The sequence below is a fragment of the Trueperella pyogenes genome (genome assembly GCF_001070855.1).
GTDB classification, from domain to species: Bacteria; Actinomycetota; Actinomycetes; order Actinomycetales; family Actinomycetaceae; genus Pauljensenia; species Pauljensenia pyogenes_A.
Genome location: NZ_JVLH01000013.1, coordinates 61,742 through 82,407 on the forward strand (window position 1 = coordinate 61,742; position 20,666 = coordinate 82,407).

A 20,666-nucleotide genomic window follows, 5' to 3' on the forward strand; every position below is an offset into this window, starting at 1 on the left:
CTCATGCTATCGCAGGGTAAAAATAATGCTGCATCCGCAGGCGGATGCAGCACGATGAAGAATGTCTTAGGCAGCGAACTTCGTCAACACACCGAAACCGATGATTGAAACCGCCCAAATCAGAAGAATGGCCAAAGTGATCCGATTGAGGTTACGCTCTGCAACACCAGAAGAACCGGCGGAAGAAGAAATTCCGCCACCGAACATATCGGAAAGGCCGCCGCCCTTACCCTTGTGCATCAGAATCGTCAGGGTCAGCAAAATGCTGGTCAGGGTGATGATGACGATAAGTGTAATGTTCAGTGCCGCCACGTTCGATTTTCCGATTCTTTCAGAGACTTCAACGGTGTGTAGTCTAGCGAATAATGCCTAGGCAAGGCCAGCTGGGCGCCGAAGTGTTGCGCACTTCGGCGCCCAGAGCCTTTAAAAGATCACAGCTCCTGGAAGCGAGCCATCGCAGCGAAGGAGTCTGCCTTCAGCGACGCGCCACCAACAAGTGCGCCATCAACATCGGGCTGGCTCATGAGCTCCTTGATGTTTCCGGGCTTTGCCGAGCCGCCGTAGAGAATGCGCGTGGAGTCAGCGGTTGCTTCGCCGTAGTCGGCGCGCAGCGCCTCGCGGATCGCGCCGCAAACTTCCTGGGCGTCATCTGCAGTTGCAGTCTCACCGGTACCAATTGCCCAAATGGGTTCGTAGGCGATGACAATCTTCGCAACCTCGTCAGCGGTGAAGCCTTCGAGTGCTGCACGAACCTGACCGAGAACGAACTCAACGTGGGTTCCAGCCTTACGAACCTCAAGAGCCTCGCCACAGCACAGGATTGGGGTCATGCCCGCATCAAAAGCCTTGCGAGCCTTTTGGCCAACAAGCTGATCGGACTCGTTGTGGTACTCACGACGCTCGGAGTGGCCAACCACCACGTAGCTGCATCCAAGCTTGGTCAGCATCTCAGAGGAGATCTCACCGGTGAATGCACCATTATCGTGGACAGAGATGTCCTGTGCACCGTACTTGATCTGAAGATCATCAGCGTCAACAACGGTCTGCACGGTACGAAGATCGGTGAACGGAGGGATCACCAGGACCTCGCAACGCGAGTAGTCAAAGTTGTGATCCGAAAGTTCCATGGCCAAGCCCTGGACCAGGTGATTTGCCTCGAGGTGATCGAGGTTCATCTTCCAGTTACCTGCCATCAAAGGGGTACGTGTCATTGTTCAGTCCTCCAGTACTGCGATACCGGGCAGAACCTTACCCTCGAGCAGTTCGAGAGAGGCGCCACCACCGGTGGAAATGTGAGAGAAAGTAGATTCGTCAAAGCCAAGGTTACGAACGGCAGATGCGGAGTCTCCACCACCGATAACGGTGAATGCGGTTCCTTCGCTCATTGCACGTGCGACTGCCTTTGTTCCCTCTGCGAATGCGGGGAACTCGAAGACGCCCATGGGGCCGTTCCACACAACGGTCTTTGCAGAAGCAATTGCCTGAGAGAAAATCTCGCGGGTCTTCGGGCCGATGTCGAGGCCCATCTGATCCGCGGGAAGCGCGTCTGAGCTTACGACGGTTGCGGGCGCGTCTGCTGCAAACTCAGGAGCAACGACAGTGTCGACAGGCAGAAGAAGCTCAACGCCATTCTTCTTTGCGGTCTCCATGTAACCCTGCACGGTGGGAATCTGGTCTGCCTCGAGCAGAGACTTACCAACTTCGTAGCCCTGCGCTGCAAGGAAGGTGTAGGCCATGCCGCCACCGATAATGAGCTTATCCGCCTTTGAAAGCAGATTAGCGATCACACCAAGCTTGTCGGAGACCTTCGAGCCACCCAAAACGACAACGTAAGGACGCTCCGGATCATTAACTGCTTTACCCAGGGACTCGATTTCCTTAACGACCAGCAAACCTGCTGCACTGGGCAGAAGCTTGGCAACGTCGTAGACAGAGGCTTGCTTACGGTGAACAACACCGAAACCATCGGACACAAACGCATCGGCCAGAGAAGCAAGCTGGGCAGCGAAGGCTTCGCGCTCTGCATCGTCCTTCGAGGTCTCTGCAGCGTTGAAGCGAACATTCTCGAGAAGAACGATTTCACCGGGCTTTGCGGCCTCAACTGCAGCGTGTGCTCCTTCACCGACAGTGTCGGGAGCAAGAGTGACCTTGACGCCGGTCAGCTCAGCAAGGCGGCTGGCAACGGGGGCAAGTGAGAATGCGGGGTTGACTTGGCCCTTGGGACGACCAAGGTGAGCGGCAATGATGACCTTTGCACCTGCATCCAAAAGAAGCTTGATCGTCGGAAGTGCCGCGCGAATACGGCCATCATCAGTAATGTTCTGATCAGCATCGAGGGGAACATTGAAGTCCGAACGGAGCAGAACGCTCTTACCGGAAAGATCACCCAGGCTATCAATTGTCCTCATGGGAATCTCCTTAAATAAATGAAAAATTGAGACGCTAGCGAACTGGGCCCGCATACGCTTTCACGTACACGGGCCCAGTAACTAGCAGATCATGCTCTATGCGAGGATCAGGCCAGCTTGGAGCCAACCAGCGAGGTCAGGCGAACAAGAGCGTTCGAGTAGCCCCACTCGTTGTCGTACCAAGAGAGAACCTTCACCAGGTTGCCGATGACCTTGGTCTCGGTTGCATCGAAGATCGAGGTGTGGGGGTTGCCCACGATGTCGGTGGAGACGATCGGATCTTCGGTGTACTCAAGAACACCCTTGAGCTCACCCTCGGCGGCAGCCTTCACGGCAGCCTGGATAGCCTCAACCGAGACCTCCTTCGTTGCAACGAAGGTCAGGTCGGTCAGCGAGCCGGTCGGGGTGGGAACGCGAACTGCGAGTCCGTCGAACTTGCCCTTGAGCTCGGGCAGAACCAGAGCAACAGCCTGAGCCGCACCGGTCTTGGTGGGGATCATGTTGAGGGCTGCTGCACGTGCACGACGCAGATCCGAGTGAGGTGCGTCGAGAACGCGCTGGTCGCCGGTGTAGGAGTGGATGGTGGTCATGATGCCACGCTCGATACCGAAGTTCTCGTGGAGAACCTTGGCCAGAGGAGCAAGGCAGTTGGTGGTGCACGAAGCGTTGGAGATGATGTTCATCGTGGCGGGATCGTAATCACCGTCGTTCACGCCCATGACGAAGGTGCCGTCAACATTCTTTGCAGGTGCCGAAATGACGACCTTCTTTGCGCCAGCTGCGATGTGTGCAGCTGCCTTTTCACCATCGGTGAAGAAACCGGTGGACTCAACGACAACCTCGACACCGAGCTCGCCCCAAGGCAGGTCGGCAGGATCGCGCTGTGCGAGAACCTTGATGTGCTTTCCGTCAACGATGATGCCCTCATCGTCGTAGGAAACCTCACCATTGAAGCGACCCATGATCGAGTCGTACTTCAGCAGGTGTGCCAGAGTCTTATTGTCGGTCAGATCGTTAACTGCAACGACCTCGATGTCTGCGCCCTGCTCAATTGCAGCGCGGAAGAAGTTACGACCGATGCGGCCAAAGCCGTTAATGCCAACGCGGGTGGTCACTGTTGTCCTCCTGCTTGTGCCCCCTGCGGGACACGCTTTCTGTATCAACCATGAAGATGCGGTTTGCATCTATGGCCCGCAGTTCTCTGCGGTTCCAGTACCTCTAATCTACACCTTTACGGTCCGAGATGAGGGTGAACTAAGTCCTTAGAGATCTGGCCCACATTATGCCGAAAGAGAGATCTCAGTCACCGTCGAGCATATCCAGGGTCAGAGCAGATTCAGTATCCGGAATACCCCGCTCATGCGCGACCTTATCGGCCATAGCTAAAAGACGGCGAATACGGCCTGCAACCGCGTCCTTTGTCAGCGGCGGATCGGTATGTTTGCCCAGCTCCTCGAGGGAAGCCTGCTTGTACTGGATGCGCAACTCCCCCGCCTGCCGGAGGTGATCTGGAACATCGTCGCCCAAAATCGCAAAGGCTCGCTCAACTCTCGCACCGGCCGCGACCGCGGCGCGAGCGCTACGACGAAGGTTCGCATCATCAAAGTTTGCTAAGCGGTTAGCTGAACCCCGGGCCTCGCGACGCTCACGCCTCTGCTCCCAGGCAACATGAGTAGCAGGTGCACCCAGCGCACGGATGAGCGCACTAATGGCCTCGGAATCACGAGCCGTGACGCGATCAGATCCGCGCACTTCCTTTGAACGAACAGTAGCTCCGAGCTTACGGGCGAGCCCCACCATCGCGAGTGCAACCTCGGGGCCCGGACAAGTAATTTCCAAAGACGAGGAGCGTCCAGGCTCGAGAAGAGAACCGCGGGCAAGAAAAGCACCGCGCCACACAGCCGCGGCCTCATCTTTACCGGAAGCAACCAAGGTCGCAGGGAGCCCGCGCACTGGCCTTCCCGCCCCATCGACGAGGCCGGTGAGTCGAGCAAGTTCATCCGCTCGGTGCACGACACGTACGACGTAACGCTTTCCTCGGCGCAGCGACGAACCCGAAACGACAACGACAAAGGACTCAACGTTGTACAAGCTGGTCAGGAATGCACGAAGACGGCGTACGGCTACGGAAGAATCTAACTCCGCTTCGATAAGGATCCGACCACCCACGAGGTGTAGACCACCTGAGAAACGAAGAATCGCACATACCTCTGCGGCCATCGCAGATTGCGAGGGAACCACGCTACGCGCTAATTCGTCTTTCATATCCGATGTGAGGGACACCTTGTCTCCTTATGTCAGGGTGCACTGGAACGAGGAAGATTCTACGGGAGCCAGGTTTCGCTGCGGCCAACTTCGCCAAGAAAACCATCAAAAGCATCACGCAATGCTGCAGCAAGTCGTAAAGGATCATGATGGGCTTCGCCATCACCGGTGCGAACCTGACGCAAAAGAACGCGCGCGCCTAGAGCATCAGCAGCCTCGGCAAGATCATCAATATCGTCAGTTGTTGTCGGATCAGCGATCACTACATCCAGTTTGAAACTGGGAGCGTATTGAGCGATCGCTCGGACATGATCAGCTGTTGTCATTGATTCTGTTTCACCGCGCTGACGTTCAAGGTTCAAAATGAGCGCACGGTGAGCTTCGGTAGTGACCAGTGCACGATGCAGATCAGGAACCAATAAGTGCGGAATTACCGAGGTGTACCAAGAACCGGGACCAAGAACAACCCAATCGGCTTCCGAAATTGCATCGGTAACTGCTGCAGGAACTTTTGGTTCTTCTGGGCTGAGGCGTACTGCCTCAACATCACCCGCTGCAATTGCGACCTTCGATTGTCCTTTAACGGTGTAGCGTCGCCCGTTATCATTCATATCCGCTTCAATACTCAGCGGGTCTGTCGACATCGGGAGAACACGCCCCTGTGCCCCCAGAAGACGGCCGACAAAATCGAGACCTTCAACCGGGTCGTCAAGAAGCTGCCACAAGCCAGCAATCACAATATTGCCGACTGCGTGACCATCCATCGGGCCACTGGTCTTCAAGCGCATCTGGAAGACATCACGCCAAGTTAAACCCCATTCAGTTTCTTCACACAAAGACGCTAAAGCCATGCGTAAATCACCCGGGGGAAGAATTGGCATTTCTGCACGAAGCCGGCCCGAAGAGCCACCATCATCTGCAACGGTGACCACGGCTGTGAGCTGACGTGTGATGTGTCGTAATGCGCGCAGGGTAGCGGATAGCCCATGTCCACCACCTAGGGCGACGACACGGTTATTCGATTCGCCGCGCTGCATCCACCCAGCAGCATCAACGTAGGTCATCGGCTATTCCTTTCCCATATCGCGATGCATGATTCGCACATTGAAACCATGCTCGCGCAGCCTGCGGGCGATGAGCTCTGCGCTCGCCACTGAACGGTGCTTCCCGCCCGTACACCCAACTGCAATTGTTGTGTAACGCTTGAGTTCACCAATATACCCCTTCAGCATGGGTGCAAGAAGATCAGCGTAACCAACAACGAAGTCGCGGGCACCCGGCTGGGACAGGACGTAATCTGCAACAGGTTGGTCTTTACCCGTCAAATGACGCAATTCATCAACCCAGTAGGGATTCTTTAAAAAGCGCACGTCAAGAACGTGGTCAGCATCCAAGGGGAGACCGTGCTTAAAACCAAAGGATTCAACGGTAATACGAAGCGGCACATCGCCAGCCTGAGCAATAACATCACGGATATGACGTGTCAGGTCATGAACGGACATCCTGGACGTGTCAATAATCGTATCTGCGAAACGACGTAGAGGAGCAAGCGCGCGCTCTTCGGCTGTGATCCCATCAAGAAGAGTTCCGTCTCCCTGAAGCGGGTGAGGGCGGCGATTTGATTCATAACGCCGGACAAGAGTGTCCGTCGAAGCCTCAAGGAAGATTACTCGATAAGCAACCCCCAACTCCTTAAGCTGTTCAAGGGCGCGAGCAAAATCAGAAAAGAACTCACGTGAACGCACGTCAACAACGACAGCTAATCTGTGGACTCCCCCGCCAACGGGACTCATCATGCCAACCAGCGCTGGCAGCATTGCCGGTGGAAGATTATCAACGACGTACCAATCAAGATCTTCGAGTGCGCGGGCAGCACCAGTACGCCCTGCTCCTGAGCACCCGGTGATGATCACAACCTCGTTTCCACCCTCATCGGCAACATCTGGGGCAATCTGATCGAGAAGTGGGATACCTCCGGGCACAGTTTCCTGCGAAGTGTCGGGTGGGATGGGAGTTTCGCTCATACCCCTATGGTGCCATTGATCAGCAAATCTTTCCCGGTTTTTCCTCAGGCAGTTTAGCGCTACTGCGAAAGCGGAAGATCCGGATTAAGCGCCTGCCAAATTACGGTTCCCAGGGAGGGCCCAATCCCATTCACTTCAGCAATTTGTTCAGGCGTGGACTCACGAATCTTCTTAACAGAACCAAAGTGACGTAAGAGCGCTTTCTGGCGAGAAGGACCAACTCCTGCAATTCCATCCAATACTGAGCGCTGCTGATTCTTCGTGCGCCGTTTCCTATGCGCCGTGATAGCGAATCGATGGGATTCATCTCTGAGATACTGAAGCATATAGAGAGCTGCAGAGGTACGCGGGAAAATCAGTGGGAATTCCTCACCGGGAATCCATACTTCTTCTAACCTTTTTGCAAGGCCGATCAGGGGAATATCGATTCCCATTGAATCCAAAGCATCGCGGGCAGCATTAACCTGCGGCAAACCGCCATCGACAACTACTAAATCAGGTCGATACGAAAAGCGCCGTGGCCGTCCGTTAGCATCAACTGGACCAGATTCGAAGGCGATACCTTCTTCATCTTCACCATCTTCGCCATTTTCTTCAGCAAGGAGCCTACGGAATCGTCGCCGAAGGACTTCGTCCATTGCCGATGTATCATCAGGAGTTCCCTCGCCATTTTCACCGTGAATGTTGAAATGGCGATACGCATCCTTCCTTGGTACTCCATCTTCAAAAACAACCATTGAACCAACCTGAAGCTGGCCCTGAGTGTGAGAGATGTCGTAGCACTCGATGCGCAAAGGAGACGCAGGAAGATCGAGGTATTCAGCAAGCTCGTCCAGGGCTTGACCGCGTTGGGCAAGATCGCCACTGCGACGTGTTTTATGCAGAATCAACGCATGTTTGGCATTTTCTTTAACGGTCTCCATAAGCTGAGCCTTAGGACCCCGTTTGGGGACATGAATATCTACCGCCGCTCCCCTTTTTTCCGTGAGCCACTGCGCGATTGTGCCCCCTTCGGTGGGCATCACACTCACCAAAATCTCACGTGCCACCGCCCGAGTAGGAGTATGAATCACATCATCGACTGATACTGCCTGAGCCTGTTCAATGCGTCCTTTCCTACCCTGCGGAATATCCGGGAGTTCGGAATAGACCTGCTCGAAAAGCCGGGCCATGAGTTCGGCTTCACTGGCATCATCGTCGCGGGAAGCTACCCACCCTCGAGTACCACGAATGCGACCGCCACGAACGTGGAAAACATGTACCGCAGCGTCAAGCTCGTCACTTACTAAGGCAAAAATATCCGCGTCAGTTCCATCGTTTAAAACCATCGTGTTGCGTTCTAGAACCGTCTCTAGCGCACGCAGGTCATCACGTTTCTTTGCGGCGGTTTCAAAATCGAGCTCAGCACTAGCTTGCCGCATTTCAGACTCGACTTGACGCAGAATAGGGCTTGCCTTTCCCTCAAGAAAGTCACACATCGACTGAGCTAAAGCGCGATGTTTTGCTTGAGAAATACGACCGACGCAGGGCGCCGAACACTTGTCGATATATCCAAGAAGACATGGACGTCCTTGAGCTTGAGCACGCCGAAACACGCCAGCGGAACACGTTCTAACGGGGAAAACGCGGATCAGGAGTTCAATAGTGTCGCGGATAGCCCAAACTTTCGTGTACGGACCAAAGTAACGCGTGTCTTTCCTACGCGCTTCTCGGGTGACCTGGACACGGGGGAAACGCTCCCCCATACTCACAGCGAGATACGGATAGGACTTGTCGTCCTTGAACATCACGTTAAAACGCGGATTGAATTCCTTGATCCACGTAAATTCAAGGGTGAGCGCTTCAATCTCGTTACGTACAACAGTCCACTGCACCGAGGCAGCGGTCGTCACCATTTTCTGGGTACGCGGATGAAGATTGGCAAGGTCTTGAAAATAATTAGTCAGACGCGCCCGAAGGTTCTTTGCTTTCCCAACATAGATGACCGCGCCCTGTTCATCGCGGAACCTATAGACTCCTGGGTCTGTCGGGATCTCGCTTGTTTTCGGTCGATAGGTCGAAGGATCAGCCACGTTCCTAGCCTAACCGGGCTATCAATGCGATGCTTGCTCTGTATGGCATTAGAAAACTTTTGGTCTGAGGTTTATCATTTCTTGAAGGTATTGCTGCGGAAAGGTTTGCCATGTTTACCCAGGCCCAAGAGCTTATCGACTTCATCGAAAAGGAAGAAATTGCGTACATCGACGTACGTTTCTGCGACCTTCCGGGAGTCCAACAGCACTTCACTATTCCCGCCAGTGAGCTTCAGGCTTCGGTCCTCAAAGATGGACTGATGTTCGACGGCTCGTCCGTTCGAGGCTTCACGCAGATTCACGAATCAGATATGAAGCTGATTCCGGATATTACGTCAGCTTTCGTCGATCCTTTCCGTGCTAATAAGACACTCGTCATCATTTTTTCCATTGTCGACCCATTTACTGATGAGCCTTTCTCACGCGACCCCAGACAAGTTGCCGCAAAGGCCGAGGCATACCTGCGCTCCACTGGCATCGCCGACACCTGTTACATCGGCGCAGAGGCGGAGTTTTTCGTCTTCAACGATGTGCGTTATCAAGTAAGTCCTCAATCGACTTTCTACGCTCTTGACTCCGACGAGGCCTATTGGAATACAGGACGCACGGAAGCAGGTGGGAATCTGGGATATAAAGTCGCACTTAAGGGCGGTTATTTCCCTGTCTCCCCCAGTGATGACTTCACCGATCTTCGCGATGAGATGTCTAACCTCCTGACCGAGGTAGGACTTAAGCTTGAGCGCGCACACCACGAGGTTGGGTCGGGCGGCCAGCAGGAGATCAACTACCGCTTCGATACCTTAACAACTGCCGCAGATGACATGATGAAGTTTAAGTACGTCATTAAGAATGCTGCGCGCGCTGCGGGGCTGTCTGCAACCTTCATGCCCAAGCCGCTATTCGGTGATAACGGTTCTGGAATGCACACCCACCTTTCCTTGTGGAAGGACGGCGAGCCTCTCTTCTATGACGAACGAGGCTACGGTTCTCTTTCCGACACCGCACGCTGGTTTATTGGCGGGCTTTTGGAGCACGCACCAGCTCTGCTTGCCTTCACAAACCCCTCGGTCAATTCCTTCCGCCGACTTGTCCCCGGTTTTGAGGCACCGATTAACCTGGTCTATTCGGCGCGTAACCGTAGCGCCTGTATTCGCATCCCTGTAACTGGCACTTCGCCTGCCGCCAAACGCGTTGAGTACCGTGTTCCTGATCCCAGCGCGAACCCCTACTTATCCTTCTCGGCCTGTCTCATGGCCGGTATCGACGGGATCAAACGCCGTATCGAACCAGCCGCGCCAATTGATAAGGACCTCTACGAACTTCCGAGCGCTGACTACGATTCCATCGCGAAGCTTCCTTCTAGTTTGGAAGCAGCTCTTGAGGCACTTCGTCATGACTACGAGTTCCTCACCGAAGGGGATGTCTTCACCGAAGACCTGATCGAAACCTGGATTAACTATAAAGAAACGGTGGAGATTGCCCCAATGCGCGCCTACCCGCATCCTTACGAATTTCAGCTGTATTACGATCTGTGAGCTAGATAGCCGCCATTAGACGCTATATTCATAGTGTCTACTCATGTAACTGCAGGTCCGAAACGGAGACATCATGAAACGCATGCGTGACGGTTCGTATACGATCAAGCCGAAATTTAAGCTCCCTTCGCACGAGCTGCTCCCTGACCTACTCGCTGCACGAGCCTCGGCTCATCCCGATCAGGTCGCCGTCGAGACACGTTCCTCCGTAGGCGCCACCCGCAAGATCACTGCTGCAGAACTTCAACGTCAGGTTGAATATATTTCCTGTGGCCTTGTCGGCCTCGGTATTGAAGCGGGAGACTCGGTCGCGATTCTCGCTTCCACATCCATGGAATGGCTACTGCTCGACCTTTCTCTTCTCTCGATTGGCGCCGTCACGGTCCCAATCTATGAATCTGATTCGGCCACGCAGATCCACCACATCCTTGAAGATGCCCACGTCGTTCAGGTATTTACGGCAACGACGCAACAGGCAGAATTAGTTCGAAGCGTTGCCCCCGCTTTCACGCGTTCAATCGACAGTTTCGACCAGGGAGCATTGCGAACCATTGCTCGCGCTGCCAAACACGTGTCAATCGATGACGTTAGAACTCGCCGTTCTTCACTGGACTCTTCGTCGATCGCAACAATTATCTATACCTCCGGTACCACCGGAGTCCCCAAGGGTGTCGTCCTCACCCACGCAAACTTCCTGGCGACGATTGCAGGCGCACGTCAGGTCGTTGGCGATATCGTTGACTCTCCAGATACACGACTGCTCCTCTTCCTTCCGGTCGCGCATGTTCTTGCACGCCTCGTTATGCACCTCGTGCTTTCTGGGGCGGGTGTCCTTGGATTCTCGCCAAATATTAAGAATCTCCTACCCGACATTCAGTCTTTCAAGCCCTCTGTTCTGCTTGTCGTACCGCGTGTGCTCGAAAAGGTCTACAACGCCGCTTCCGCGAAAGCCGGCGGCGGAATCAAGGGAAAGATGTTCGCTTGGAGCGCCAAGCAAGCTCGCACATATGCACTCGCACAAGAACGCACTTTCGGGCCTTCCCTGCTGAAGAAGGCACGCCACGGCATCGCCGATGCGCTTGTTCTGAAGAAGATCCGTTCGATTCTTGGCCCGAATCTTCGCTACATCGTTTCCGGCGGGGCGCCTTTAGCCACCGACCTTGCTCAGTTCTATTCGGGAATGGGCATCACCCTTCTCCAGGGCTATGGCTTATCCGAAACGACCGGACCGATCGCTGTTCAGCATGTCGGTAAGAATCCCGTAGGTACCGTAGGTCTGCCCCTTCCGGGAAACTTCATCAAGATCGCAAAAGACGGAGAAATCCTTGTTAAGGGTGTTTCGGTTATGCCCGGCTACTATCACCTGCCTGACCAGACTCATCAGGTTATGCCCGATGGTGAGTGGTTCCATACCGGTGACTTGGGATCTATCTCAAAGAGCGGTCAGCTTTCAATCACCGGACGAAAGAAAGAACTCATCGTCACCGCGGGTGGTAAGAATGTTTCTCCCGAGGTTCTTGAAGATTCGCTGGCTACCCACCCCTTAGTTGCAAACGTCATTGTTGTTGGCGATCAACGGCCATTTATCGGTGCGCTCTTTACCCTTGACGCTGAGATGCTTCCAGATTGGCTGCGTAAGCACGGACTCCCCCGTTGCTCGCCACTCGAGGCCGCCCAGCTTCCCGAAGTGCAAACCTCACTCCAGCGTGCAATAGACCGCGCAAACAAGGCAGTCTCTCGCGCGGAGTCCATCCGCAAATTCCGAATTATCGATGCGAGCTTTACTGTCGAAAACGGCTACGTGACTCCGTCAATGAAGCTTCGTCGTGGAAAAGTACTTCATGATTTTGCAGATGAAGTTGACGAACTTTACGGTGGTCCACTTGAATCTGCCCCCGCAAAGCGCCGCCGTTTCTTTCGACGTGCACGATAGACGCTGAACTCAATACAACTGAAAGGGATACCCATGACAGTACGCAGGCTTGCAGATGGCTCTTGGGAAGCGACTGCAACTCGCCAGGCGAGCCCCGAGATGAATTTGCCGTCAATGCTTCGCCTGCGTGCTCAAGAGCACCCTGGTCAGGTTGCAATTGAGCGTCGTTCACCTGTGGGCACTTGGCGCCCCGTTACCATCGATCAGTTCCTTTCGGATGTTGATTCGATTGCTCGAGGCCTCATCGCCCTGGGACTTGAAGCAGGTGAGCACCTTGCGATTTTGGCACCAACATCGTACGAGTGGGCCCTCATCGATGTCGCTGCCCTGTCCTGCGGTGCGATTACCGTCCCGATCTACGAAACCGATTCTGCCGTCCAAATTGAGCACATCCTCAAGGACGCAGATATCCGCATTGTCATTACCGCGACGACTCAGCAGGCCGAACTTGTTCAGTCCGTAAAGACGGATTCGGTTCGTCATCTCCTCTCGCTTGATAAGGGAGCTCAACGAGAGCTTGCCCAAGCCGGACTCGACGTTCCAATCGAAGAAGTGCGCCTGCGGACCGAGTCCGTCAAGCTTGAGGATGAAGCCACCATTATTTACACCTCCGGAACCACCGGGGTCCCCAAAGGTGTTGTTCTCACACATGGGAACTTCATCAGCCCCATGCTTCAGGCCTACGATTTCCTTCCCCTTCTCATCAATGATCCGCGCTCTCGTTCGCTGCTCTTCTTACCCGTGGCTCACGTACTTGCACGCTTTGTGATGTACTGCTTGCTCTCGGGACAGGGAGTCGTAGCTTTTTCACCAGATACACGCAACCTGGTTGATGATATTGCGACCTTCAAGCCCTCAATGCTTTTGGTTGTCCCACGCGTCTTGGAGAAGGTCTATAACGCGGCGTCAGCCAAGGCGGGTGGCGGTTTCAAGGGACGAATGTTCTCATGGGCAGCAAAGCAAGCACGCGCCCTTTCGCAGTCGCGCGCCTATGTGGATACTCCTCTCCCCGAGTCCTTAGTTGCTGGTCCACTACCAGACACGACACCCGTGCCCGACGCCTCGGCAATTCCTTCTCCCGGCCCCTCCGCTCTATTAAAGATTCGCGGGCGCGTTGCTGACGCATTGGTTCTCTCGAAGGTCAAGGCAATTCTTGGACCAAACCTTCACACGATCATCTCTGGAGGCGCTCCCCTTGCCCTCGACCTTGCAAACTTCTACCGAGGCCTCGGACTGACCCTGCTCCAGGGATACGGACTCTCCGAGACCACCGGTCCCATCAGCGTCGAAATCCCCCAGGATTTCCCGCCGGATAGTGTAGGTTTCGTGTGGCCCGGCAACCAGGCGAAACTGGCCAGCGACGGGGAACTTTTAGTCCGCGGAATTTCAGTTTCCCGCGGTTACCATAACCTTCCCGAGGCCACTGCTGAGGCCTTTGTTGATGGCTGGTTTAAGACCGGGGATCTTGCCTCCATTGATGACCGAGGCCATATCCGCATCACCGGCCGCAAGAAGGAACTCATCGTCACCGCAGGTGGGAAGAACGTCTCCCCTGAAATTTTGGAAGATGCCCTTTCAACCCATCCGTTGATTGCCAACATCATCGTTATTGGTGATAATCGCCCATATATCGGAGCACTGATTTCACTCGACACAGAAATGCTCCCCGAATGGCTGCGCGCCCACGGCCAACCTGTCGTAGATGCTGCTCAGGCTGCAGAACTACCGGCAGTGCGTGAATCTTTGGAACGAGCAATCGCACGGGCAAATAAGCAAGTTTCGAGGGCCGAATCGATTCGCCGCTACCGCATCGTAAACGCAGCCTTTACTGTTGAGAACGGATATATGACGCCATCACTGAAGCTCAAGAGGCGTCGGGTTCTTGCTGATTTTGCGGATGAGGTCGAAGCGCTTTACGAATCGGGAACAACTCCCGAAGCTCAGTAAGTCTTATCAAGATCACTGCGTATGTTTTTGAGGCAAAAGTACTCCTTTTAATGTTGTGTGGGCTTCCCTTTCGGGAAGCCCACACAACTCTTTTCAACTCAGCTTACGTCGCTCATCCTGCTACTTTGACTTCGCTCCATGCTGTTCTGAGGCCTCGAAAATCTCCGCAAGGAACTGACCTGTGAATGATTCATGAACCCTGGCGACTTCTTCAGGGGTCCCTTCTGCAACGACGGTACCGCCACCGCTGCCCCCTTCAGGACCCATGTCAATCACCCAGTCGGCACTCTTGATGACGTCAAGATTGTGCTCGATAACGATCACCGTATTGCCCTTATCAACCAGGCTCTGCAGGACAAGAAGAAGCTTTCGAATATCTTCGGTGTGCAGACCCGTAGTTGGTTCGTCTAGGACATACACTGTCCGCCCAGTTGATCGACGTTGCAGCTCCGATGCGAGCTTGACGCGTTGCGCCTCTCCACCGGATAAAGTTGTCGCAGCCTGACCAAGTCGCACGTAGCCCAAGCCAACTTCAACCAAGGTGTTCAGGTGACGGGAAATACGAGAGATTGGAGCAAAGAACTCAGCGGCCTCGGCAATAGGCATATTGAGAACATCTGCAACGCTCTTACCTTTGTAGAGAATCTCCAAAGTCTCACGGTTGTACCGTGCACCATGGCAAACCTCGCAGGGGACATAAACATCCGGCAGAAAGTTCATCTCAATCTTGAGGGTTCCATCACCCTTACAGGACTCGCACCGTCCCCCCTTCACATTGAAGGAGAAACGCCCGGGACCGTAACCGCGAAGCTTTGCCTCAGGAACTTCAGCAAAGAGCTTACGAATTTGATCCCAAACTCCCGTGTAGGTGGCTGGATTAGACCGCGGTGTACGACCGATAGGCGATTGATCAACATGCACGACCTTATCAAGCCCCTCAGTTCCCACAACGGAACGATGGCGTCCCGGAACAAGACGGGCACCGTTCAAACGGCTAGCCAAGGACCGATAAAGAATTTGATTGACCAAGGTAGATTTACCCGAGCCCGATACGCCTGTCACCGCAGTAAAAGTCGAAAGCGGGAAGGACACCGTAACATCTTTGAGATTGTTCTCGCGTGCACCCTTCACAGTAATCTGGCGCTTGGGATCACGCTGCCGGCGGGATTGAGGGATAACAATCGAACGCTTTCCACTGAGATATTGACCGGTCAAAGAGCGTTTATTCTCTTTGAGTTCCTCAAGAGTTCCGCTGTGAACGATCCATCCACCATTTTCACCGGCCCTCGGCCCCACGTCGACGATCCAGTCAGCAGCCTCGATGGTCTCTTCGTCGTGTTCGACAACGATCAGGGTATTTCCGAGGTCGCGTAGGTGTTCCAAGGTCGCAATCAGCTTGCGGTTGTCACGTTGGTGAAGACCAATCGAGGGCTCATCGAGGACATACAAAACCCCTACTAGGCCAGAACCAATTTGGGTTGCCAAACGAATTCGTTGAGCCTCTCCACCAGAAAGGGTTGCAGCTCCGCGAGAGAGCGTCAGATATGACAGGCCTACATCGACCAAGAAGTTCAATCGGGCCTGAATCTCGGTGAGAATCGGTGCGGCAATGACAGACGAACGTTCTTCCAAAGTAACGCTGTCGAGGAAGTCCTTTGCATCGCTAATCGACAAATCCGAGAGCTGTGCGATTGAGAGATCACCGATTGTCACTGCCAAGACCTCGGGACGTAATCTGGCTCCTTGGCATGCGCTACAGGGAACTTCACGCATGTACGAATCCATACGATCAACGACCAGCTGTGATTCAGTCTCTTCTTTTTTACGCTGGATATAGGTAAGCGCGCCCTCGAAACCCGTCGTATACGAACGTTCCCGTCCCCAACGGTTACGGAATTTAACTTTTACTTCATAGTTTCGACCGTTGAGGATTGCATCCTTAACCTTCTTGGGAAGATCTTTCCACGGTGTGTCCATGGAAAAACCGAGCTCTTTTGCCAAGGCTTCCAGAAGGTGTCGGTGATACTTAAAATTCGAGTTCCATACAATCACGGCACCTTGGTTGAGCGAGAGTTCCTCATCCGGTACGACAAGTTCAGGATCAACTTCGAGTTTGGAACCCAAGCCTGAGCACTCGGGACATGCACCGTAGGGCGCATTAAAGGAGAAAGTTCGCGGTTCGATTTCATCCAATGTCAAGGGATGGTCGTTGGGGCACGAACGCTTTTCGGAGTATTTGCGTCGGCGATCAGGATCTGACTCATCCAAATCAATACAGTCGATAATTACTAAGCCGTCCGAAAGACGAAGTGCCGTTTCAACAGAGTCAGTCAATCGTTGACGGACACCCTCACGTACGACAAGACGGTCGACAACAACTTCGATCGTGTGCTTGAGCTTCTTTTCCAGCGGCGGGACGTCCTCAAGTCGAAGCAATTGCCCATCGACGATTGCCCGCACATAGCCAGACGCCTTGAGCTCCTCGAGAAGGTCCTGATATTCCCCCTTGCGGCCACGAACAACAGGCGAAAGGACCTGGAAGCGTGTTCCCTCTGGAAGCGAGCGAACACGATCAACAATCTGCTGGGGAGTTTGAGCTTGGATTCGAGCTCCACACACTGGACAGTGGGCTACCCCCGCGCGTGCAAATAATAGACGCAAGTAGTCATGGATTTCGGTAATCGTACCGACTGTCGAACGCGGATTACGCGAGGTAGATTTCTGGTCGATTGACACTGCCGGAGAGAGTCCCTCGATGAAATCGACATCAGGCTTATCCATCTGTCCCAAAAACTGACGCGCATATGAGGACAGGGATTCAACGTATCGTCTTTGCCCTTCAGCGAATATCGTGTCAAAGGCAAGAGAAGACTTACCCGATCCCGATAGACCGGTGAAAACAATCATCGAGTCACGAGGAAGATCAAGGTCAACACCCTTGAGATTATGCTCGCGGGCACCACGGACAATTAACTGATCATGCACTCCACTAGTTTACGTGTTGACGCATTGCTTTGGTCGAACATGTGTTCTTTTATGCTTTGCTTCACGTTTAGTCTATGGATTGCCCTTCGGACTCAGCTTCGCGAAGCTTACCCATGTAGAGCACCCGTGAGAATGCCTCGATCACGAGGCCAGCAGCAAGTCCTGATCCGATAATCGCCAGCCACAGCGGAGCCGGGGGCCATTGGAAGGCGAAGAAGGCTCGAGCAAAGGGAAGAAGAACACCTAAAACCCCCGCTAGAGCCATAGCGCAGATCAAGGCTACGCGCCACGGTACCAGCGGTCGCGCTGTGATTGACAAAAGCCACAATCCTGCAATCAGAACCGTCATTGCGGCCGCTGTAGAACCGAGTACTGTACCGTTGCCGACCGACGAGTAAACAGCAAGAGCCGCAACTCCTAGGACGATACCGCTGGGAATTGCCAGCGACAAGGTTCGAGACAAGAAACCTGGGACATAACGCCGGTTGTTCGGGCCTAAGGCAATAAAGAATGCGGGAACACCAATAGTTAGGGTGTCGACATACGTAAAATGTCGCGGCAAGAAGGGATACCGCCACGCAAAAATTGCACTGAGAATGACGAATAGGGTCGCGTAGGTCGTCTTTGCCAAGAAAAGCGATGAGACACGTTCCATATTGGCCATGATGCGACGTCCCTCGGCCAAGACGCTGGGGAGCACCGAAAACTTTTGATCAACCAAAACCAACTGTGAAACGGCCTTTGTTGCTGCTGCTCCATTCCCCATCGCAATGCCTAGATCAGCATCTTTAAGCGCGAGAGCATCATTGACACCATCACCCGTCATGGCGACACAGTGCTTCTGAGTTTGCAGGGCCTTAACCAACGCACGTTTCTGCTCTGGAGTAACACGTCCGAACACATCCGTTGCCTCAACAATAGAGAGGAACTCAGCAGACGTTGGGTTCTCAGGAAGATTCCGGGCGTCAAATGCATGAGGAGCATCACCGTCAGGTGAACGCAATCCGACCTGTGCGGCTAGAGCAGCAACCGTAGTCGGACTATCACCCGAAATGATGCGTACACGAACGCCTTGACGGCGGAAGTAATCAAGGGTCTCGGTCGCATCATCGCGCAAGTCTTCTTCCAAAACCAGGAGGGCGAGAGGCGAAGGATTGGCCGGAAGGGTCTGGTCTTCAATGGCCTCGTCATAGCGGACGACGACTAGTACCCTCAAGCCCTCACTGGCATAAGAACGAATATCAGCTCGAAGACTTTCGAGGTTTTCAACGTGGTCAATGAGCATCTCGGGGGCGCCCATAACAATTGATGCGCTTTGCGTGACCCATGCTGCCCATTTACGTTCAGAGGAGAAGGGAATAGTTTGGGAAGGTTCAATGCCTACTTTAGAAAGCTCTCCCCTATTGAGCAGATAATCTTTGACCGCCCGCGCGGTTGCATTTGTTTCATCGTCGTTGAGTACCCACAGCGCACGGAAAAGCTCATCTTCTCGCTGTCGATCAAGGATCTCCAAGGAGCGCAATCGAATTCCACCGGTTGTGAGCGTACCCGTTTTGTCTAGGCACAGTGCATCAACACGAGCCAAGACTTCAACTGCGGGCAGCTCCTGAACAAGAGCACCTTTCCGCGCCAGAGTTGCTGAACCGATCGCGAAGTTCATTGAGGTGAGGAGTACTAATCCTTGAGGGATCATTCCAACGACACTTGCAACAGCAAGAACCAATGCGTGTTGCCAGGCGTAGGGAGTGCCTTCTCCTGCAATTCGTGTTTGGGACCAGAGCGTTAGAAGAATAATTGGAGGAAGGGCAATCGAGATAACACGCAGAATCTTATTAATACCCTGTTGGATCTCAGAAGTGGCAAGAGAGAAAGTCCGTGCATGACGTGCAATGCCCTGCGCGTACAGGTCCGAACCTACTGCTTGCACATGCATCACTCCAGAACCAGAAACGACGGAGGTTCCAGCAAGAACACGATCACCGACCTGCTTAAGAACCGGGCGAGATTCGCCAGTAAGCATCGATTCGTCGATTTCCAGGCCGGAGACTTCTAGGATCTCGCCGTCAGCCGCAATTTGATCGCCGAGTGAAAGCTCGACAATATCGTCGAGAACAATGCGTTGAACGTCAATCTGCTCGGTGCGCCCATCGCGTCGAACCTTCGCGCGGGGGGCATCAACGATCGCAAGGTCATCCAGTGTTTTCTTCGCACGAAGTTCGGAGAAAATTCCGATAACCGCGTTAATGATCATGATCGCGCCAAAAACGGCATCCTGCCAGGACCCGAAGATGATGACGATGACCATTGCGATGCTCAAGATCGCATTAAAAAGCGTCAATACATTTGCGCGGATAATCGATACCAGCGATCGCGATGAAGGCAGCTTAGTGATGTTCAGCTTGCCTGCTTCTTCGCGAATCTTCACTTCGGATCCAGTAAGTCCCTGAGCAAGGTTAGGAGCTTGTGCAGCAAAGGTCATCGGCCGTTACTCCTTGAGGAATCGCGCTTCGAATAAATGAGCGAGGCTAGAACTGTCGTGATGAGTGTCCCTGCAATAACAGCAAGCGAGACCGGAATTCCGATCTCCGGAATTCCATGAATGGGCGCACCCCCGTTAAGGAAGGGCAGGGAGTTTTCGTGAAGTGCATGAAGAATTAGCTTCACCCCGATGAAGCCCAAGATCACTGCAAGTCCGTAGTTGAGGAAAACAAGTTTTTCGAGAAGGCCATCGATAAGGAAGAAAAGCTGTCGAAGCCCTAGCAGTGCAAAAGCGTTGCACGCAAAGACCAAATATTCTTCTTGAGTAAGTCCAAGGATCGCAGGGATAGAGTCGAGTGCAAACATCAGATCTGCGGATCCAAGGGCCATCACAACAAGGAACAAGGGGGTGATCGATGTGTGACGATTATGGCGGTAGAGGAAACGGTCTCCGATGTATCCATCGGTTACGGGGAGAATACGTCGAACGAAGCGGACAAACGCATTCTCTTGAATTTCCTCAACTTCTTCCTCTTCATTAGGTGCACCTTCGCGAGCCTGCGAATATGCCGTCCACAGCAGCCACGCGCCGAAGAAGAAGAACATCCATGTAAATCGATTGACCAGGGTGACACCGACGGCGATAAAAAATGCTCTAAAGATCAGCGCAAGAATGATTCCTGCAAGAAGTGCCTTCTGCTGAAAGTCCCTTGGCACTTTGAAGGACGCCATGATGATGACAAAGACGAAGAGGTTGTCCAGCGAAAGCGACCACTCCATCATGTAGCCGCTATAGAACTGGATAGCGTAGGTTGCTCCGTAGATCGCCCAAATCGCTAGGCCAAACATCACTGCAAGAGCAACGTAACCCAGTGTCCACGCGGTTGCTTCTTTCATAGAAGGCGCATGGGGCTTACGCACGTGTCCAATGATGTCAGTGGAAATTAGGGCGATAACAGCGACGGCCAAGCCGATCCAGCCGAGGATATGTACGTCCACGAATGACCTTTCAGGCAGAG

14 protein-coding genes are annotated in these 20,666 nt (G+C 53.7%); 3 read left to right on the forward strand and 11 right to left on the reverse strand.

Annotation, left to right across the window (positions count from 1 at the left end):
- Positions 1-66 precede the first annotated feature (66 nt).
- The 8 genes from secG to uvrC form a co-directional block, all read right to left on the reverse strand.
- Positions 67-312 carry a preprotein translocase subunit SecG gene (gene secG / locus ADG72_RS06530; protein ID WP_048713583.1) on the reverse strand — a complete coding sequence of 82 codons (246 nt, stop codon included), beginning with the start codon at positions 310-312 and terminating at the stop codon, positions 67-69.
- 119 nt (positions 313-431) lie between these two features.
- Positions 432-1,211 carry a triose-phosphate isomerase gene (tpiA, locus tag ADG72_RS06535; RefSeq protein ID WP_048713586.1) on the reverse strand — a complete coding sequence of 260 codons (780 nt, stop codon included), beginning with the start codon at positions 1,209-1,211 and terminating at the stop codon, positions 432-434.
- Between the two features lie 3 nt (positions 1,212-1,214).
- Complete coding sequence (locus ADG72_RS06540) at positions 1,215-2,408, reverse strand: phosphoglycerate kinase (RefSeq protein ID WP_048713588.1); 1,194 nt, start codon at positions 2,406-2,408, stop codon at positions 1,215-1,217.
- Positions 2,409-2,515: 107 nt separating this feature from the next.
- Complete coding sequence (gene gap / locus ADG72_RS06545) at positions 2,516-3,523, reverse strand: type I glyceraldehyde-3-phosphate dehydrogenase (protein ID WP_048713590.1); 1,008 nt, start codon at positions 3,521-3,523, stop codon at positions 2,516-2,518.
- 184 nt (positions 3,524-3,707) lie between these two features.
- Positions 3,708-4,691 carry a DNA-binding protein WhiA gene (whiA, locus tag ADG72_RS06550; RefSeq protein ID WP_048713593.1) on the reverse strand — a complete coding sequence of 328 codons (984 nt, stop codon included), beginning with the start codon at positions 4,689-4,691 and terminating at the stop codon, positions 3,708-3,710.
- Between the two features lie 41 nt (positions 4,692-4,732).
- The gene (locus ADG72_RS06555; RefSeq protein WP_048713594.1) at positions 4,733-5,737 is read right to left on the reverse strand and encodes a gluconeogenesis factor YvcK family protein; all 1,005 of its coding nucleotides are present in this window, start codon (positions 5,735-5,737) and stop codon (positions 4,733-4,735) included.
- Between the two features lie 3 nt (positions 5,738-5,740).
- Positions 5,741-6,697, reverse strand: coding sequence for an RNase adapter RapZ (rapZ, locus tag ADG72_RS06560; protein ID WP_048713596.1), 957 nt, complete (start codon positions 6,695-6,697; stop codon positions 5,741-5,743).
- 59 nt (positions 6,698-6,756) lie between these two features.
- Entirely contained in the window at positions 6,757-8,769 is a 2,013-nt protein-coding gene (gene uvrC, locus ADG72_RS06565; protein WP_048713599.1) for an excinuclease ABC subunit UvrC, read from the reverse strand.
- A gap of 110 nt (positions 8,770-8,879) precedes the next feature.
- Here uvrC and glnA point away from each other — a divergent pair, with 110 nt between their 5' ends.
- From glnA to ADG72_RS06580, 3 genes are all read left to right on the forward strand, one after another.
- Positions 8,880-10,304, forward strand: a complete 1,425-nt coding sequence (glnA, locus tag ADG72_RS06570) for a type I glutamate--ammonia ligase (RefSeq protein WP_048713601.1) — start codon at positions 8,880-8,882, stop codon at positions 10,302-10,304.
- A gap of 73 nt (positions 10,305-10,377) precedes the next feature.
- The gene (locus tag ADG72_RS06575; RefSeq protein WP_048713602.1) at positions 10,378-12,237 is read left to right on the forward strand and encodes an AMP-dependent synthetase/ligase; all 1,860 of its coding nucleotides are present in this window, start codon (positions 10,378-10,380) and stop codon (positions 12,235-12,237) included.
- 33 nt (positions 12,238-12,270) lie between these two features.
- Complete coding sequence (locus tag ADG72_RS06580; RefSeq protein ID WP_048713605.1) at positions 12,271-14,184, forward strand: AMP-dependent synthetase/ligase; 1,914 nt, start codon at positions 12,271-12,273, stop codon at positions 14,182-14,184.
- A gap of 120 nt (positions 14,185-14,304) precedes the next feature.
- Here ADG72_RS06580 and uvrA read toward each other — a convergent pair whose 3' ends face one another.
- From uvrA to ADG72_RS06595, 3 genes are all read right to left on the reverse strand, one after another.
- Entirely contained in the window at positions 14,305-17,169 is a 2,865-nt protein-coding gene (gene uvrA, locus ADG72_RS06585) for an excinuclease ABC subunit UvrA (protein ID WP_048713606.1), read from the reverse strand.
- A 67-nt stretch (positions 17,170-17,236) separates the two neighbouring features.
- Positions 17,237-19,648: an HAD-IC family P-type ATPase gene (locus tag ADG72_RS06590; RefSeq protein WP_048713608.1), complete on the reverse strand. Its 2,412-nt coding sequence runs from the start codon at positions 19,646-19,648 to the stop codon at positions 17,237-17,239.
- Positions 19,645-20,646: a TerC/Alx family metal homeostasis membrane protein gene (locus ADG72_RS06595; RefSeq protein ID WP_048713611.1), complete on the reverse strand. Its 1,002-nt coding sequence runs from the start codon at positions 20,644-20,646 to the stop codon at positions 19,645-19,647. The genes ADG72_RS06590 and ADG72_RS06595 overlap by 4 nt, the downstream gene beginning before the upstream one ends.
- Positions 20,647-20,666: the final 20 nt, after the last annotated feature.

Coding starts and splice junctions, on each gene's coding strand:
- tpiA (WP_048713586.1), bottom strand. CDS start 1,211: ATGACACGTACCCCTTTGATGGCAGGTAACTGGAAGATGAACCTCGAT.
- glnA (WP_048713601.1), top strand. CDS start 8,880: ATGTTTACCCAGGCCCAAGAGCTTATCGACTTCATCGAAAAGGAAGAA.
- rapZ (WP_048713596.1), bottom strand. CDS start 6,697: ATGAGCGAAACTCCCATCCCACCCGACACTTCGCAGGAAACTGTGCCC.
- ADG72_RS06580 (WP_048713605.1), top strand. CDS start 12,271: ATGACAGTACGCAGGCTTGCAGATGGCTCTTGGGAAGCGACTGCAACT.
- ADG72_RS06540 (WP_048713588.1), bottom strand. CDS start 2,408: ATGAGGACAATTGATAGCCTGGGTGATCTTTCCGGTAAGAGCGTTCTG.
- ADG72_RS06575 (WP_048713602.1), top strand. CDS start 10,378: ATGAAACGCATGCGTGACGGTTCGTATACGATCAAGCCGAAATTTAAG.
- ADG72_RS06590 (WP_048713608.1), bottom strand. CDS start 19,648: ATGACCTTTGCTGCACAAGCTCCTAACCTTGCTCAGGGACTTACTGGA.
- ADG72_RS06555 (WP_048713594.1), bottom strand. CDS start 5,737: ATGACCTACGTTGATGCTGCTGGGTGGATGCAGCGCGGCGAATCGAAT.